The organism is Deinococcus sedimenti (assembly GCF_014648135.1).
Taxonomy (GTDB): Bacteria; Deinococcota; Deinococci; order Deinococcales; family Deinococcaceae; genus Deinococcus; species Deinococcus sedimenti.
Genome location: NZ_BMQN01000002.1, coordinates 461109 through 475990, shown reverse-complemented (window position 1 = coordinate 475990; position 14882 = coordinate 461109). Strand labels below are relative to the sequence as shown.

Genomic DNA, 14882 nt, shown 5'->3' with positions numbered 1-14882 from the left:
GAATATTTACGTTGCGTGCGTAAGGTCACCCCTGCGCTTCGGAAACGAGACAGTGTAGCAGGTCAGCCCGCGATTCTGCTATGACCCGCAGCCTCATCCTTCATTACGGCAACGTCAGCACGCGCACGTTCCCATCCCTCGCACTCAGAAAGCTCAGGCGCCGCCCGTCGGGACTGACCGACCAGTCCGCCAGCCGCACCTGACCGCCCAGGTCGCCCAGCGTCGACCACGCATTGGCGGGCACGCTGTACTGACGCAGCTCATGCGCGCCGCCCCCGGTGCCCAGGGGAATCAGGAGCAGGCGGTTCGCGTCGCGCCAGCGGTAGGACCCGAACACGCTCAGTTCGCGTGGGCTGCCCCCGGCGGTCGCCTGGAGCCACAGGCCGTTGCGGGCGGCGCTGTCGAAGGCGACGGTGTACGCGACCTGCCGACCGTCGGGGCTGAGGCTGACCGAGCGGAAGCCCAGCGCCTGCCGCAGCACCCGCCGCGCGCCCGTGCGGGTGTCCAGGGTGAACAGTTCGCGATCCCGCGCCCCGGCACTTGGCTTGCCGCTCAGCAGCAGTGTCGAGTCGTTCACCCAGCCGTGGATGCTGCCGCCCGAGAGGGTCGCCACCAGCCGGGGCGCGCCGAACATGTCCGCGACGAACACCCGCGTGACGCGCCGGTCGAAGTTGCCGCTCGTGCTGCTGCGCGCGTACGCCAGCCGCGTCTCGGCGCGCGTCCAGACGACGTCCGCCCCGTACGTGGGCAGCGTGAAGCGCCGCCCGTCGGTCAGGCGTTCCAGAGTGGTCGCCTCGCCCGCGCCGGGTCGCACCGCCCAGCGCAGGGACGGCGAGAAGAACGCCACGCTGGAGAAGCGCCGCGTGACCTCTCCCCCGTCCGCCGGGACGCTGTAGATACCGGTCGAGCCGCGCGCCGGGGGGCCATCCAGGAACAGCAGCGCCCGCGAGTCGGGTGTCCAGACCACGCCGGGGCAGCACTCGCCGCTCAGGACCGCGCGGGACGGGAGGGTGGCGGCCTCTGCCGCGCCCAGCAACAGGGCGGCCAGGGCTAGCAGGGTGCGCTTCACCGGGCACCCCCGGCGGCGGGAGGCCAGGGCTTGCGGTACTCGTTCAGCAGCGGGCCACCCCGCAGCGCGGCGGGCTGCGAGTCCGGCGTCTGCCAGCGCCGGGGCTGCGTCAGGTCGTACTCGTAGCCGCGGCCGAAACTCCCGGCCAGCGCCAGCGAATTCCAGTCCGCCGCGATGTACGGCAGCGGGTTCAGGAAGCGCTGGTGCGACCGGTCGCGCAGTTCCAGGTGCAGGTGCGGCGCGCTGACGCAGGTGCCCTGCGAGTCCCCGCTCTGCCCGATCACCTGCCCGCGCGTGACCCGCTGCCCCACGCGCACGCTGGACCGGACCCGCAGGTGCCCGTACAGGCTGGACAGGTTCCCGGCGTGATCCACGACCACGTTGTGCGGCGGGCTGCCGTGCGGGCCGTCCACCTCGGCCACCACGCCGTCCCCGATGGCCCGCACGGGCGTGCCGCACGGCGCGCTGAAATCCAGGCCCGCGTGGATGCCCTGCAGGTTCCCGTACGTGCTGCGCCGCTGCCGGTACGCGCCGGTCGTGTTCCCGTACCCCTGCCCGAGCATCCAGGTGTCCGGGCCGGGCGGCCCCGCGAACGGCAGCCCGAACTGCGCCTTCGCGGGCGCGACGGCACTCAGCGGAAGCGGCGCGGCGTAATGGGCGAGCGCCACGCCGGACAGCGGCACGCTCAGCAGCAGGACTCGGCGGACGGACATACCCGATGCTGCCCGACCCACCTGCACGGCAGGGTGGGCGCGCCCACCATCATTTCTGTCGTTTCCTTCAGGGTCGAGGGGGAGGAAGAGCGCATCCGCCCGGTCACAGGATTCACTTCAGCGGGCAGGTCATCTCCAGCTGCGACAGGGTCGTCTGCCTGAAGTCGCAGGCGGTCAGGAAGCCGTCGACCTGACGCTCCTGCACGATGGCGGGGACGATCATCCGGTGATCCGGGAACGCCCGGGTCAGGGCCTCCAGCAGGGCGCGCCCCTGGCCCTGACGGCGCGCGGCGGGCGGGACGAGCATCGCGCGCAGCACCAGCACCCCGGGCTGTTCGAGGACCCAGGCGGTCGCGTCACCCAGCGTCAGGGCGCGGTTGGGTGGGGTCAGGGCGGTCAGGGTGGCGGGGTGCAGCTGCCAGGGCAGGTCGTCGTCGGCGTGCTGCGCCAGGGTCCGCGCGGCTGCCTTCAGCGGCACCTCGATCAGAGGGTTGGTTTGCGCGGGCTGCGTCCCACCCGCCGGTCGTTCGTACCCGGCCAGTCGACCCCGACGCTCGAACCCGGCGGTCTCGTACAGGGCAATGGCGGGGTCGTTGCCCTCGATGACCTCCAGGTGCATGCGGGCCTCGCCGCGTGCGCGGGCGTCATCCAGCAGGCGGTCCAGCAGCGTGCGGGCCACGCCCTGCCCGCGCCAGCCCCTGCGGACGCCCATTCCGGCCAGCCGGGCGTCCTCGCCGCGCCGGGCGATCAGGCCCAGCCCGACCGGCTCGCCGTCCACGCAGACAATCAAGGAGGCGTTCAGGTCGATCTGCTCGGCCCGCACCCGCGCGGCGAATCCGGCGGGGTCGTCGGGGATGGTCACGACGTAGCCCTCGAACGCCCCGGCCATCAGGGTGGACAGGGTCAGCAGGGTGAACTCCGTGGCGGGGCGCAGGGTCAGGGCAGCGGTGGGCGCTTCGGTGGACATGTCACGCCGATTGTGCGGGCGCGTTCCACGGCGGCGCGCCCGCACAATGGCCTACACGTCAGGCTTTGCGCAGCAGGATGCTCTTGAGGTACAGGCTCTCGGGGACGCTCAGGAGGTGGGGGTGGTCGGCGGGCTGGTAGGTGACGTCCAGGACCTCGGCGTTAGTGTCGGCTTCGGCGGCGGCGACGCGGGCGGCGTCGAGGAGGTCGTCCACGCGGATGTAGTGCGCACAGGTGCTGATCAGCAGGTGCCCGCCGCTGTCCAGCATGCGCAGGGCGCGGGCGGCGCCGTCGGTGAAGATGCGTTTGGTGCGGGGCACGTCGTCGCGCCGCTTGGCGAGGGTGGGCGGGTCGAGGACGATCGCGCCGAAGGTGCGCTTCTCCTTGACGAGGGCGTCGAGCTGTTCGATGGCGTCACCCCAGCGCACGCCGACCTGAAGGGCGTTGCCACGTGCCGCGCCTTCCAGCGCGCCGAGCGCGACGCTGTCCTTGTCGATCGCGACCGCCTTCGCGCCTGCCTTCGCGGCGTGCAGGCTGAAGCCGCCGGTGTAGGAGTACACGTCGAGGAAGCCCGCGCCGGGCTGCACGAACGTGCGCATCAGGCGGCGGTTGTCGCGCTGGTCGAGGAAGAACCCGGTCTTCTGCGCGTCCATCGGGTTGAAGTGCAGCTTCAGGTCGTCCTCGAAGAATTCCACGCGGTCCGGCACGTCGCCCCAGAGGGTGCCGGTCACGAGGTCCAGGCCCTCCTTGCGCCGCTCGCCGGTGTCGCTGCGTTCGTAGGCGCTGGTCGCGCCGGTCTCCTCGCGCAGGGCCTTCACGATCAGGTCACGGTGCCGCTCGACGCCCGCGTTGCGCAGCTGGACGCCCAGCGTTCCGGCGAACTGGTCGGCGATCACGCCGGGCATCCCGTCCGCCTCAGCGTGCAGGACGCGCATGGCGTCGGTGTTCATGATCCGGCCGGCGCGGCGGGCCAGGGCGGCCTTCACGCGGGCGCGGTAGAACTTCAGGTCAATGTCCTCGTCCTGCCACGTCAGCAGGCGCAGCGGGGTGCCGCCCTGCGGGTTGAAGTACCCGCGCGCGATGACCTTCCCGGAGTCGGGGCCCTTGACGTTCACGACCTCGCCGGGCTGGATGCCGTCGTCGGCGCGGGCGATATCGCCGCTGTGGCCGAACGGGTAGCGGCCCGCGATGCGGCGCACCGCCTGGGGTTGCAGGGTCACGGTGGGGGACTTCTTCATCAGGGCAGGGTAGCAGAGGGCCACCTGAGCATGAACGCTGCCCGGAGGACCACCTCACCCCCGGTATGTGGGGGGGCGGGCATACTCGCGGGCATGAAGCGCCTCGCCCGCCTGCCTGTATTCGCCGTGCTCAGTGCTGCCGTCCTGTCCGGGTGCGGCGTCCTGCCCACGCCCAGCGTGGACCTGAAGGACACGCGGCTGGACCTGCCGTCCAGCAGCGCGTTGAGCGGCAAGGTGGTGTACCTGCAGCGGGACAGTCTGGCCGGGAACACCGTGCCCGGCGCGCTGCAGCAGATCAGCGTTCGTGGCACGGCCACGTACCGGACCGGTGGGCTGGGGTCGCTGAGCGAGGTGCAACTGTTCGTGCGTCCGGACCTGACGGCGCTGCCGTCGACGTCCACGGTGTACGCGGCGTCGCCGACGGCGCCCGGCATGGTGGTGTGTGACGCGGCGGGCGAGGCGGGGCAGGCCATCGGGACGCTGACCCTGAAGCCCGCGCAGGGGGTGCCGTTCACGTTGAGCGGCCCGGCCCTGGACACCGCCGCGAAGTCCGGGCACGGGTTCTTCGGGATGCGGTTCTCGGTCGGGGCGAGCGTCTTCGGGGATACCGTGGATCTGACGGGCATGAAGGCCAGCGCGCGCCTGTAGACCGGACTTCTGTCATCGGAGGTCGTGAGGGAATCCCGCGAGACCTCTAGATCGAGCGGATCCTCAGAGGTTCGCCCCAGAGCTTGCAACACATTGACTCTGGCTGGGAACGGATCCCCGGGGCGTGCTGTCGGCCCCAGGGTGTGGCGGCCAATGGCGAAGAGGATCCTGTCGTAGGGGTCGTCCCCCAGTTCATGAAGGGGGATGGTGATCGGCGTGCCGAAGGGGCGCGGGCCTTTGCCGTAGCTTCAGGCGTGCCTCACAATCACCGTGTTCGCGTGCTGGCGCTGGGGCTGAGCCTGCTGTCCCCGGCCGCGCTGGGCAGCCCCGCCAGCGACCTGTTCGACGCCGCCACCCGGCAGGTACAGCGCAACTATTTCGGCTGGGCCACCGGCGACCTGACTGACCTGACCCGCCAGTACGCGGACACGCTGGCGCAGCGCTGTGCGCCCGAGGGGGACAGCTGCTCTTTCGATACGGGCCGCGCCGTCCTGAGCGACCTGTTCAAGGCCTTCGGGGACGCCCACACGAATGTCCGGGATCCCGAGGCCGCCGAGCGGCTGCGGGAACAGCAGCAGAACCTCGCCGTGCCGCGCACCGGCGCGCGGGTCGTGCGGGTCGAGGGTGGCCTGGTGGTGGCCGGGGTCATGCCGGGCAGTCCTGCCGACTTGGCCGGGCTGCGGGAGTTCGATCTGATCACCACCGTTCAGGGCGAGGTGGCCGGGAAGCGGGGCGGTGAGGACGCCCCGGTCGGCCCGAAGGAGTTCGTGCGACTGGAACGCGCCGCGCAGCCCATCACGGTGACGGTCCGGCGGGCTGCCAGTCCCGAGCTGACCGTCACGCTGGGCAGCGCCGAGTTGCAGGCGCGGGACGAACCGACCCTGTCCTGGGTGGGCGACGGGAACCGCACGGCCCTGATCCGGTACCCGACGTTCCTTCCGGCCGACGCGGCGGCTCTGTTCGTCAAGCGCGTGCAGGAGGCCCGGGCGGGCGGCGCGCAGGCGCTGATCGTGGACCTGCGGTTCAACGGTGGCGGGAGCCTCGCGCAGTGCGTGGCGGCGGCCAGCGTGTTCACTCCGGTCGAGTACCGCACGCAGGGCCGCGGCAGCGGCAGCGTGTATCGGGGCGCGGACGGTCAGCTGGCCCCGCCCCGGCCGCCGGGACGTCCGGCGGGACCACCGCCGCCGCCGCTGTGGACCGCACCGACGGCGCTGCTGGTCGGGCCGAACACGGCGTCCTGCGCGGAGGTGTTCACGTTCTATGCGCAGCGGGCCGGGGCGATTGCGGTGGGCGAGGCGACCAGGGGCGTGCAGAACAGCGCCGTGAACTTCCTGCCGCTGCCGGACGGTGGGGTGGTGTCGGTGACGGTCCTGCGGGCCTTCGGGCCGGACGGTTCGCCGTTGCCGGAGCGGGTCACGCCGGACGTGGCGGCCCCCACCGACTTGGACCTGCTGGTCGGCGAGGGGCGGGACAGCACGCTGGAGGCCGCGCTGATGAGCCTCAAGGGCGCGCAGGGGCTGCGTCCGCCGGAACGCTAGGGCGGACGCGTGAGGTCCCGGCGCGGTTCAGCGGCTCCAGCGTTTCATCAGCGTCACGAGCCGCTGAGGGGTGACGTTGCGGTACTCGACGTCACCGACCCGCACGAGCGGGGCGTCCTCGGGTGCGACGGCCGGTCCGCACTGCGAGAGGCTCAGTTCGACGTTCCCGTCGGCGGTCACCATGCCGGGACTGATGCGCAGGGCGTCCCAGACGGCGTCCAGCAGGTCTTCGCGTTGATCGATGCTCAGGTGTTCGGTGCAGATTTCCAGGCGGGTGACAGGCACAGCAGGCGGCCTCCTTGCGGCGGGTCACTCTAGAGCATTTGGCGGCCGGTCAGGGAGTCTGGACGTCCGGCAGGAAGTCCAGCACGGCCTGCGGCGGCAGCGGTTGACTCTCGCGCAGCGCCTGCGTGTCCCCGGCGGCGCGGAGCTGCACCGCGGTGGGCGCGCTCAGCAGCAGCAGGGTGCTGCCACTGAGCGTCACGCGCAGACCGTCGAGCGCGGGGGCCCGCAGCGCCTGCCCCAGATCGGTGACCGGCGCGCTCAGACGCAGGGCGTGCGCGCCGTACGGGCCGCGCACCTGCACGGTGGCGCCCGTGACGTGCAGCGCGAGGGGCAGGCCCAGCCCAGCCAGCTCCCCGAGCTCCAGTCGCGGCGCGCGGACCTGTCGGCTGACCGCCACGCCGATCAGCGTTCCGGGCCGCACGATGTCTCCGGCCGTGAGCAGGCGCGCGCCCTGACTGACGTCCAGATCAGGCGGCAGGCGCAGCAGTTTCAGGCCGTCGCGGTGCTGCTCGGCGCGCAGGCCGCTCAGGTGCGGCACGCGACTCAGCTGCCCCAGGTCGAACGGGCCGCCCAGCGGGGTGGGCACGCCCGCCACCTCGCCGTCGGCGGTGACGAGATGCAGGGTGCGGTCCTCGCGGTACTCCAGACCTTCCACGCCCGGCAGGAAGGGACGCGCGGGTGCGGCGCGGGGCTCGGTCCGGGGGGCCGGGCGGCGGCGCGCCGCGCCCCAGAGGAGCAGGGCAGCCACCGGCAGCAGCGCCAGCCACCACCAGCCGGTTTCAGCACGGTCAGGGCCCGTCGCGGATGCGTCGGCCGGGAGTTCAGGGGCGGCCGGTCGGGCCAGGGTGCGACCGCCAGCCTGTCCACGCAGGGTGGGCAGCGCGACGGGTCCCACGGCGGGCAGGCGCAGGGTCGGGGTGACGGTCAGGTCCGGCTGCGGCCGGGTGACGGTCAGTCGCACGGTGAAATCGCGGGAGCCGGCGGGGGCGTCGACGCGGCCGGTGACGCCCGCAGGCAGCGTGCCCAGCGTGACGCGGCGCGTGTCGATGCCGGGCGCGGCGCGCAGGCGCAGCACGACGTCCTCGCCGCCGCGCAGGGCGAGATCCGCGCCGGGGTTGAGCCACGCGAAGGGCTGACCGGTCAGTCGCAGCAGCACCTGCCGTTCTCTCGGCGCGATCCACCCGGTCCCAGCGACGGGCGGCGCGCACAGCAGCGCGGGCGTGCCGGGCCGCAGTCCGGCTGGGACGGTCAGTGCCAGGGTGCGGCCCTGGACAGTGTCACCGGTCAGGGCGAGGCCGGGCGTGGCGTGACCCAGCCGGATGGACGTGCCGTCCGGGAACGGGGTGTCGAGCGTGTCGCCGGTCACGCGGCGCAGGCCTCCTTCCAGGCCCGCACCACCCAGGTCCGGCACGATGTTCACGGGGACGGTCAGGCCGCTGGCGTAGGCGCTGCTGGCCAGGGCCGTGCGGGCGTCGGCGGGAATCTCGGTGCCCAGGGCCACATAGGTCAGGCGGTCCAGGGGGCCGCGGCCGGTCCAGGCGTTCAGGGCGCCCTCGGCAGTCACGGTCTTCCCCTGCTCGCGGGTGTCGTTGTCGATCCCGTCGGTCAGCACGAACACCTGGGTCACCTCGCCTCCCCGGGTGTTCAGGGGGCGCAGGGCGTCGCGGACGCTGCGGTACAGGTGGGTGTTGCGGCCGTCGGCCGTCAGGGTGCTCAGGGCGGCGTTCCAGGCGGCACTGCCGGCGGGCGCGTCGAACGTGCGGCGGGTGCGCAGGCCCGAGTCGAAGGTGATCAGTTCCACTTGGTCGGGTTGCGTGGCGCGGACGTGGGTGTTCAGGGCGCTCTTGACCCGCTCGAAGATGTCGGCGCGGCCGTCGCCGATGCCGCGCATGCTGCCGCTGGTGTCCAGCACGAAGATGGTGCGGGTGCGGGTGGGGAGGTCGCCGGTGGGGAGGAGGCAGGTGGAGGGGTCCTGCGCGGCCCCGGCGGACACCAGCAGCAGGAGGGACAGTGTGACGGCGCGGGACATTCGGTTCCCCATTGTGACGCCTGGAGGTGCGGCGCAGGTGTGCATTCCGGAGGCCACGGTGGGGGGACTGAACTTTTGTGCGTTTCGGGCGGTGTTTTCAGGATTCGTCCTGCTGGAGATACCCGGTACACTATTTCGTTATTTACGTAAAATATTTGACCCTTTTCAACCTTGGTAGTATACTGGACAGACACGGAAGGCGCGCCCAGCGCGTCTCCCACCCCACCTCCCCCACCCACCAGCGCCGCCCGGCCACCCCGCCGGGCGCGCCACAGGAGTGACATGACCCAGATCGACGAACCCACCAACGCCGTGACCGAGATCACCACCACCGCCGGACCCAGCGCCGAATACACCGCCGCCGACATCAGCGTCCTCGAGGGCATGGACGCCGTGCGCAAACGCCCCGGCATGTACGTGCAGGGCGGCACGGGCGTCGACGGCTACCACCAGCTCCTGACCGAGATCATTGACAACGGCATCGACGAGGGCCTCGCCGGATTCGCCGACGAGATCCACGTCATCCTGCACGCCGACGGCGCCGCCACCGTCACCGACAACGGCCGCGGCATCCCCATCGACATCATGCAGAGCAAGGGCCGCCCCGCCATCGAGGTCATCTTCAGCGAACTCCACGCCGGGGGCAAATTCGGCCAGGGTGCGTACAAGGTCAGCGGCGGCCTGCACGGCGTCGGCAGCACCGTCGTGAACGCCCTGAGCCTGTACCTCGACGTCACCGTCAACAAGCACGGTCACCTGCACAACATCCGCTTCGAGAAGGGCATCCTCGTCAAGCCCCTGCGCGACGAGGGCGCCACCCCCGGTGACGTGACCTGGGCGACCCGCGTCAGCTTCCACCCGGACCCCAGCATCTTCAAGGAGTTCGACAACCAGTTCAACTACGACCGCATCCGCAACCGCCTGCGCGAACTGGCGTACCTGACCGGCCTGAAGATCGTCATCCGGGACGAACGCACCGAACTGCATGCCGGGCAGATCAAGGAAGAAACCTTCCACGAGAAGGGCGGCGTCGCCAACTTCGCCCGCGCGCTCGTCACCGACGACAGCAAACTCCTGTACGACCAGCCCATCGTCATGCGCGGCAAGCACAGCGACGTGGAAGTCGAGGTGGCGTTCATCCACGCGAACACCTACGCCAGCGACAACATCCTCACGTACGCCAACATGATCCGCACCCGCGACGGCGGCACCCCCCTGACCGGCTTCAAGACCGCGTACACCCGCATCCTGAACAAGTACGCCCGAGACAAGAACCTCATCAAGAACGGCAACCCCGTCCCCAGCGGCGACGACCTCCTCGAAGGCATCTACTGCGTCGTGTCCGTCAAACTCGGCGACCCGCAGTTCGAAAGCCAGGCCAAGGTCAAACTGCTGAACAGCGAGGCGCAGACCGCCGTGAACGCCGTCGTCGGCGAAAAATTCGCCGAGTTCCTCGAAGAGAACCCCAAGGTCGGCAAGACCATCGTCGAGAAGGCCGCCGAGGCCGCCCGCGCAAGAGAAGCCGCCCGCAAGGCCCGCGACATCGTCCGCCGCAGCAACCCCCTCGAGAACGACGACCTGCCCGGCAAACTCGCCGACTGCAGCAGCCAGGACCCCGCCGAGAGCGAACTGTTCATCGTGGAAGGCATCTCCGCAGGCGGCAGCGCCAAGGGCGGACGTGAACGCCGCTTCCAGGCGATCCTCCCCCTGCGCGGCAAGATCCTCAACGTCGAAAAAGCCGAACTGAACAAGATCCTCAAGAACGCCGAGATCCGCGCCCTCATCGGCGCCATCGGCGCCGGCGTCGAAGGCACCGGCGACCGCATGCACTTCGACCTGAGCAACCTGCGGTACCACAAGATCATCATCATGACCGACGCCGACATGGACGGCGGTCACATCGCCACCCTGCTGCTGACCTTCTTCTACCGCTACATGCGTCCCGTCGTCGAAGCCGGGTACCTGTACATCGCGCAGCCCCCCCTGTACCGCATCATGGTCGGCCGCGAAAAGAAGGGCACGTACCTCTACACCAACGAGGACCTCAAGGAACACGTCGCCCGCGCCAACAAGGAAGGCAAGAAGTACGACATCCAGCGCTTCAAGGGCCTGGGCGAGATGAACGCCGACCAGCTGTGGGACACCACCATGAACCCCGAAACCCGCGCCCTCAAGCGCGTGGGCATCGAGGACCTGATCGTCGCCAACGAAGTTTTCGAGAACCTCATGGGCAGCGACGTCGCCCCCCGCAAGACGTTCATTCAGGAAAACGCGCGCTTCGCTGAAATCAGCGTGTAATTCACGAGCCTTCAAGCCGCAGCCCCGCCCAGCGATGGAGCGGGGCTGCGGCCTATGGTGCTGGGCACCCACCGGAACTGGCTGACCGGCGGCCATTTCACCGGGACTCCAGGCAGACACAAGCCGGACGCCGCGGAAGGCCAAGGCGGCGTCTTGCCGGTGCCCGGTCCTCAGCCAAGGTGCTCGGCAGCCCTTGCCGGTGCGCCACAGCGGTCATAAGGACTCATATCGGCTCGGTACAGACGCCGCGATGTGAGACGCCTTGGCTGGGGTGTCGGCCTTCCAGGGACCGGTACGCACGTGTAGAAGGTGCTCTCACAGCGGTTTTCAGTTTCATTGAAGGGCCAACAGCACGCCCTTCCATTCCACTTCCAACCACTGTCTTTCTCAGGTGCTCGCTTCGCTCGATTCAGAGGTATCGAGGCATACCCTCAAGACCTCTGAACTCTGCTGGCAGCAGCCGATCATTCCTCTGCGCGTTCGCCGCCCGACCGTCCGCAGGGTCACGAGGGAAGCGTGACGGATGGTGGCCAGGCGAACCGGGGCGCGCGGCCCGGTAGGCTGGGAGCATGCTGACCTTTCCGCATGATATCTCCCGCCTGCTCACGCCCGGTCATCCGAACTGGCCGGGCGACGCGCCGTTCCGGGTGAATCCCGGGGCGCGGATCGCGGCGGGCGACAGCGTGAACACCGGCGAGCTGTGCACGAGCACGCACACGGGCACGCACGTGGACGCGCCGTGGCATTACGACGACGCGGGCGTGAAGTTGCAGGATGTGCCGCTGGACGTGTACGTGGGCCGCTGCCGGGTGCTGGGCGTGACCGCCCACGACGGGGCCATACAGGCAGAGGTGCTGGACGGCCTGCCGGACACCCTCGCGCCCCGGCTGCTGCTGCGGACCGGACAGCCCGCGCACTGGGCGGCCTTCCCGGAAGACTTCCCGGCCCTCTCCCCGGCCTTCGTGCGGGAGGCGGCGCGGCGCGGCGTGCGGCTGATCGGCACGGACTGCCCCAGCGTGGACGCCCTGACCAGCAAGGACCTGCCGGGGCACGCGGCGTGCCGGGACACGGGGGTGCTCATCCTGGAGAGCCTGAACCTGGAGGATATCCCGGACGGCGAGTACGACCTCGTGTGCCTGCCTCTGCCGCTGGCGGAAGTGGACGGCGCCCCGGCCCGCGCGATCCTGCTGCGGGCCGGGACGCTGTAATACGGACTCCGATTGACAGGTTCGCAGAACCGCGTCAATCCGAGCGGATGCGAGGAGGAGGAGAGCGGATTCCGGGCGTGGAGTTGATCCGACCGTTGTCGGCCGGTCAGCCGTCGAAACCGAACGCGGCGCTGACCGGCGCCGGGGCGCGCTTGGGCCGCCCGGACTGCGGGTCCACCCACACCCATTCGGTCTGGCACTCGGCGAGGCGCACGCCGCCCTCGGGGTCACCGGGGTTCATGCGGTCCAGGGCGTAGGCGCGGACGCTGCGCACCCCGGCGTGCAGGGTCAGCGCGGTGCGGACGCGCACCTGATCACCCAGCACGGCGGGGCGATGGTACGTGATGACGTGCTGCCGCGCAACGGGCACGGCGCCCAGCGCGGTCAGGGCGTCAGTGCCCATGCCCAGGCGCAGGGCGTGTTCGCGGGCCACCTGCTCGCACCACGCGAGGTACACGGTGTTGTTCACGTGATCCAGGTCGTCCAGATCGCCGGGCTGGACGGTGACGGTCTGCTCGTGGCGGCGGGTGTCCGGAACCTCGGTCCAGAGGACATCCGCGTCGGGAATGCGGAGCTTCAAGCGGGGGCGCCTCCGGGCTGTGGGTCTGCGGCCAGCAGGTCGTTCAGGGCGCGGGCAGCGTCCAGGTCGAGCTGGGTGACGCCGCCCGCGTCGTGGGTGTAGTAGTTCACGCGGACGTAGTGGTAGTGGATGTGGATGTCCGGGTGGTGGCCGCGTTCCTCGGCGTGCTGCGCGACGCGCACGGCGAAGTTCACGCCGTCCATGAAGTTCTGGAAGGGATAGTCGCGGTACAGCTTGCCGGAGTCGCCCCACCAGCCGTCGGGTTTGTCCTGCAGGACGTCACCGTCGGTGAGTTTGCGCGTGGTGTCGTAGCCGATGCGGGGGTCGTACGCCATACCCGGCATGGTAGGCCGCGCGGGCGGGGCAGGGGTGTGGTCGGGGACGCGGTTCAGCGGATGATGCGGCCGGGTTCCACGCTCGCGGCGCGCCGGGCGGGGATCAGCGCGGCCAGCAGGGTGGTGATCAGGCCGATGGCGTTCACGCCGAGGATGTCGGTGACCTTCACCTCGACCGGCAAGGTGGTGATGAAGTACAGGTCACCGGGCAGCGTGAAGGGCCGCACGGTGAAGTACGCGCTGATGCCCAGCCCCAGGACGTTGCCCAGCAGCAGGCCGCCGAAGCCCAGGATCAGGCCCTCGATCAGGAACACGCGGGTGATCAGCGTGCGGGTGGCGCCGATGGCGCGCAGGATGGCGATCTCCTGGGTCTTCTCGAACACGGCGAGCGTCAGGACGTTCGCGATGCCGAACGCGGCGACCACGACGATCAGCAGCACCACGAACGCGATGACCTTCTTCTGCAGGGCCAGCTGATCGAGCAGGGTGCCGTACAGGCTCTGCCAGGGGAGCGGCGCGTACGCCCGGGTGCGGGTCAGGTCGTCGCCGACGCGGGGGGCGAGGTCCGGGTTGAAGAGGCGCAGCTGGTACCCGGTGATGGTCGTGGTGTCCTGCAGCTGCTGCAGCGTCTTCAGGTTGGTGAAGGCGTACGCGGAGTCGATCAGGTAGTTGCCGGTCTGGAACACACCCCGGACCTTCAGGGTGGTGCGGCGCTGGCTGCTGTTCAGCAGGCGGACCTCCTCGCCGCTGAACGCGCCGACGCTGCGGGCCAGGGCGGCGCCCAGCATGACCTCGCCGTCCTTCAGGGTGCCCAGGGTCAGGCGTTCCTCGGGGGGCAGGTCCAGTACCCGCGCGGCGTCGCGACTCACGCCGAACAGCGTGGTGAAGTCCACCCCGGCGGCGCGGCCACTGCTGGCAGGGCGGGTCAGGAGGCCCTTGTCGGCTAGGAACGGCGTGAAGGCCTGCACGCGACCGTCGGCGCGGATGGCCCGTTCCAGGTCCGGGCTGGGGCCGCTGGGCGTGTAACTGGTGACGCTCAGGTGCGGGCTGGCGCGCAGGGTGGCGCTGATCAGGGCGCGGGTGAAGCCGTTCGTGAGGCTCAGCGCGGCGATCAGCGCCATGACGCCCACCGCGATGCCCAGGATGGTCAGGACGTTCTGGGTGCGGCGGCGGCGCAGGTGCGCGCGGGCCAGGGTCCAGGCGAGCGTCCGGTCGGGGGCAACGGTCATGACAGCGGAGGATACCACTCACTCCCGGCGCGGCGGTCTGGCGACTGGAACGCAAAACCGCCCCCGGGTGGGGGCGGATCGGTGGGACGTGTGTCAGCGGACGGCGGTGATGCGGATCTGCCGGGCGCCCCAGTTCAGGGCTTCGCTGCGGGTGGGCATCCATACGTCGACCGAGTTGGTCTTGCGGGCGGCCATGGTGTCTTCCACGATGAACACGCGGTTCTTGAGCATGCTGCTGTAGCGGCCGCTCAGGTCTTCGATCATGACGCGGGTGCCGTAGGGGAAGATGCGCAGGAGGTCGCGGGACAGGGCGATCACGCCGGGGCGGGTGCGGGTGCCGGTGGCGGTGATGAACGGGGTGGCGTCGGTCTGGCCGGGGGTGCTGTTGTAGGCGGTGCTGCGTGCGATGACGCTCTTGCCGCGGATGGGGGTGTAGGCGACGGTGTCGCTGGTCTGCGTGGCGGCGACGCCAGCGGCGCGGTTCTGCGCGGCCTGGTTCGTGGCGGCCTGCTGGGCGGTGCTCTGGGCCGGGGCGGTCTGGGCGAGGGCGTCGCGGACGGCGTCGGTGGCGACGGTACTGGCGGGCAGTGCGGGGCTGGCGGCGCCAGCGAAGCCGAGCAGGGCCACGATCAGGGCTTGCAGTCGGCGGATGGGGGTTTGAAACATGAACTCTCCTGTCAGGCACCCGGGTCGGCGTGCCTGGCTGTGGTGGTGTGAGGTTGTGCTGCTGGCATCCCCTGCTGCTG

Annotated in this window: 14 protein-coding genes; 4 read left to right on the top strand and 10 right to left on the bottom strand. The window is 70.5% G+C overall.

The window, feature by feature from the left end; all coding sequences use genetic code 11:
• Positions 1 to 103: 103 nt before the first annotated feature.
• From IEY69_RS09065 to IEY69_RS09050, 4 genes are all read right to left on the bottom strand, one after another.
• Positions 104 to 1069, bottom strand: coding sequence for a TolB-like translocation protein (locus tag IEY69_RS09065; protein ID WP_229783783.1), 966 nt, complete (start codon positions 1067 to 1069; stop codon positions 104 to 106).
• On the bottom strand, positions 1066 to 1782 hold the full coding sequence (locus IEY69_RS09060; RefSeq protein ID WP_189072792.1) for a M23 family metallopeptidase: 717 nt from the start codon (positions 1780 to 1782) through the stop codon (positions 1066 to 1068). The genes IEY69_RS09065 and IEY69_RS09060 overlap by 4 nt, the downstream gene beginning before the upstream one ends.
• 112 nt (positions 1783 to 1894) lie before the next feature.
• Complete coding sequence (locus tag IEY69_RS09055; RefSeq protein ID WP_189072791.1) at positions 1895 to 2749, bottom strand: GNAT family N-acetyltransferase; 855 nt, start codon at positions 2747 to 2749, stop codon at positions 1895 to 1897.
• A gap of 58 nt (positions 2750 to 2807) precedes the next feature.
• Positions 2808 to 3986 (bottom strand): class I SAM-dependent rRNA methyltransferase, encoded by a 1179-nt coding sequence (locus IEY69_RS09050; protein ID WP_189072790.1) that lies wholly within the window; start codon positions 3984 to 3986, stop codon positions 2808 to 2810.
• Between the two features lie 93 nt (positions 3987 to 4079).
• Between IEY69_RS09050 and IEY69_RS09045 the strand changes: the two genes are divergently transcribed.
• Positions 4080 to 4634: a hypothetical protein gene (locus tag IEY69_RS09045; protein WP_189072789.1), complete on the top strand. Its 555-nt coding sequence runs from the start codon at positions 4080 to 4082 to the stop codon at positions 4632 to 4634.
• A 254-nt stretch (positions 4635 to 4888) separates the two neighbouring features.
• On the top strand, positions 4889 to 6172 hold the full coding sequence (locus IEY69_RS09040; protein WP_229783782.1) for a S41 family peptidase: 1284 nt from the start codon (positions 4889 to 4891) through the stop codon (positions 6170 to 6172).
• Between the two features lie 27 nt (positions 6173 to 6199).
• On the opposite strand, the gene IEY69_RS09035 is transcribed toward IEY69_RS09040, so the two are convergent.
• Together IEY69_RS09035 and IEY69_RS09030 are read right to left on the bottom strand one after the other, a co-directional pair.
• The gene (locus IEY69_RS09035) at positions 6200 to 6457 is read right to left on the bottom strand and encodes an NAD(P)H-dependent oxidoreductase subunit E (protein ID WP_189072787.1); all 258 of its coding nucleotides are present in this window, start codon (positions 6455 to 6457) and stop codon (positions 6200 to 6202) included.
• 49 nt (positions 6458 to 6506) lie between these two features.
• Positions 6507 to 8486: a vWA domain-containing protein gene (locus IEY69_RS09030; RefSeq protein WP_189072786.1), complete on the bottom strand. Its 1980-nt coding sequence runs from the start codon at positions 8484 to 8486 to the stop codon at positions 6507 to 6509.
• 282 nt (positions 8487 to 8768) lie between these two features.
• On the opposite strand from IEY69_RS09030, the gene IEY69_RS09025 reads away from it, so the two are divergent.
• Together IEY69_RS09025 and IEY69_RS09020 are read left to right on the top strand one after the other, a co-directional pair.
• Entirely contained in the window at positions 8769 to 10784 is a 2016-nt protein-coding gene (locus tag IEY69_RS09025) for a DNA gyrase subunit B (RefSeq protein WP_189072785.1), read from the top strand.
• Between the two features lie 569 nt (positions 10785 to 11353).
• Positions 11354 to 11992 carry a cyclase family protein gene (locus tag IEY69_RS09020; RefSeq protein WP_189072784.1) on the top strand — a complete coding sequence of 213 codons (639 nt, stop codon included), beginning with the start codon at positions 11354 to 11356 and terminating at the stop codon, positions 11990 to 11992.
• 106 nt (positions 11993 to 12098) lie between these two features.
• Here IEY69_RS09020 and IEY69_RS09015 read toward each other — a convergent pair whose 3' ends face one another.
• The 4 genes from IEY69_RS09015 to IEY69_RS09000 all read right to left on the bottom strand — a co-directional run bounded on the left by IEY69_RS09015 (position 12099) and on the right by IEY69_RS09000 (position 14802).
• The gene (locus IEY69_RS09015; RefSeq protein WP_189072783.1) at positions 12099 to 12572 is read right to left on the bottom strand and encodes an acyl-CoA thioesterase; all 474 of its coding nucleotides are present in this window, start codon (positions 12570 to 12572) and stop codon (positions 12099 to 12101) included.
• A complete protein-coding gene (locus IEY69_RS09010) occupies positions 12569 to 12907 on the bottom strand; it encodes a 4a-hydroxytetrahydrobiopterin dehydratase (protein ID WP_189072782.1) in 339 nt (112 codons plus the stop codon). Before IEY69_RS09010 ends, IEY69_RS09015 begins: the two co-directional genes overlap by 4 nt.
• 53 nt (positions 12908 to 12960) lie before the next feature.
• Positions 12961 to 14136, bottom strand: coding sequence for an FtsX-like permease family protein (locus tag IEY69_RS09005; RefSeq protein ID WP_189072781.1), 1176 nt, complete (start codon positions 14134 to 14136; stop codon positions 12961 to 12963).
• Positions 14137 to 14229: 93 nt separating this feature from the next.
• Positions 14230 to 14802 (bottom strand): 3D domain-containing protein, encoded by a 573-nt coding sequence (locus IEY69_RS09000; RefSeq protein WP_189072780.1) that lies wholly within the window; start codon positions 14800 to 14802, stop codon positions 14230 to 14232.
• Positions 14803 to 14882: the final 80 nt, after the last annotated feature.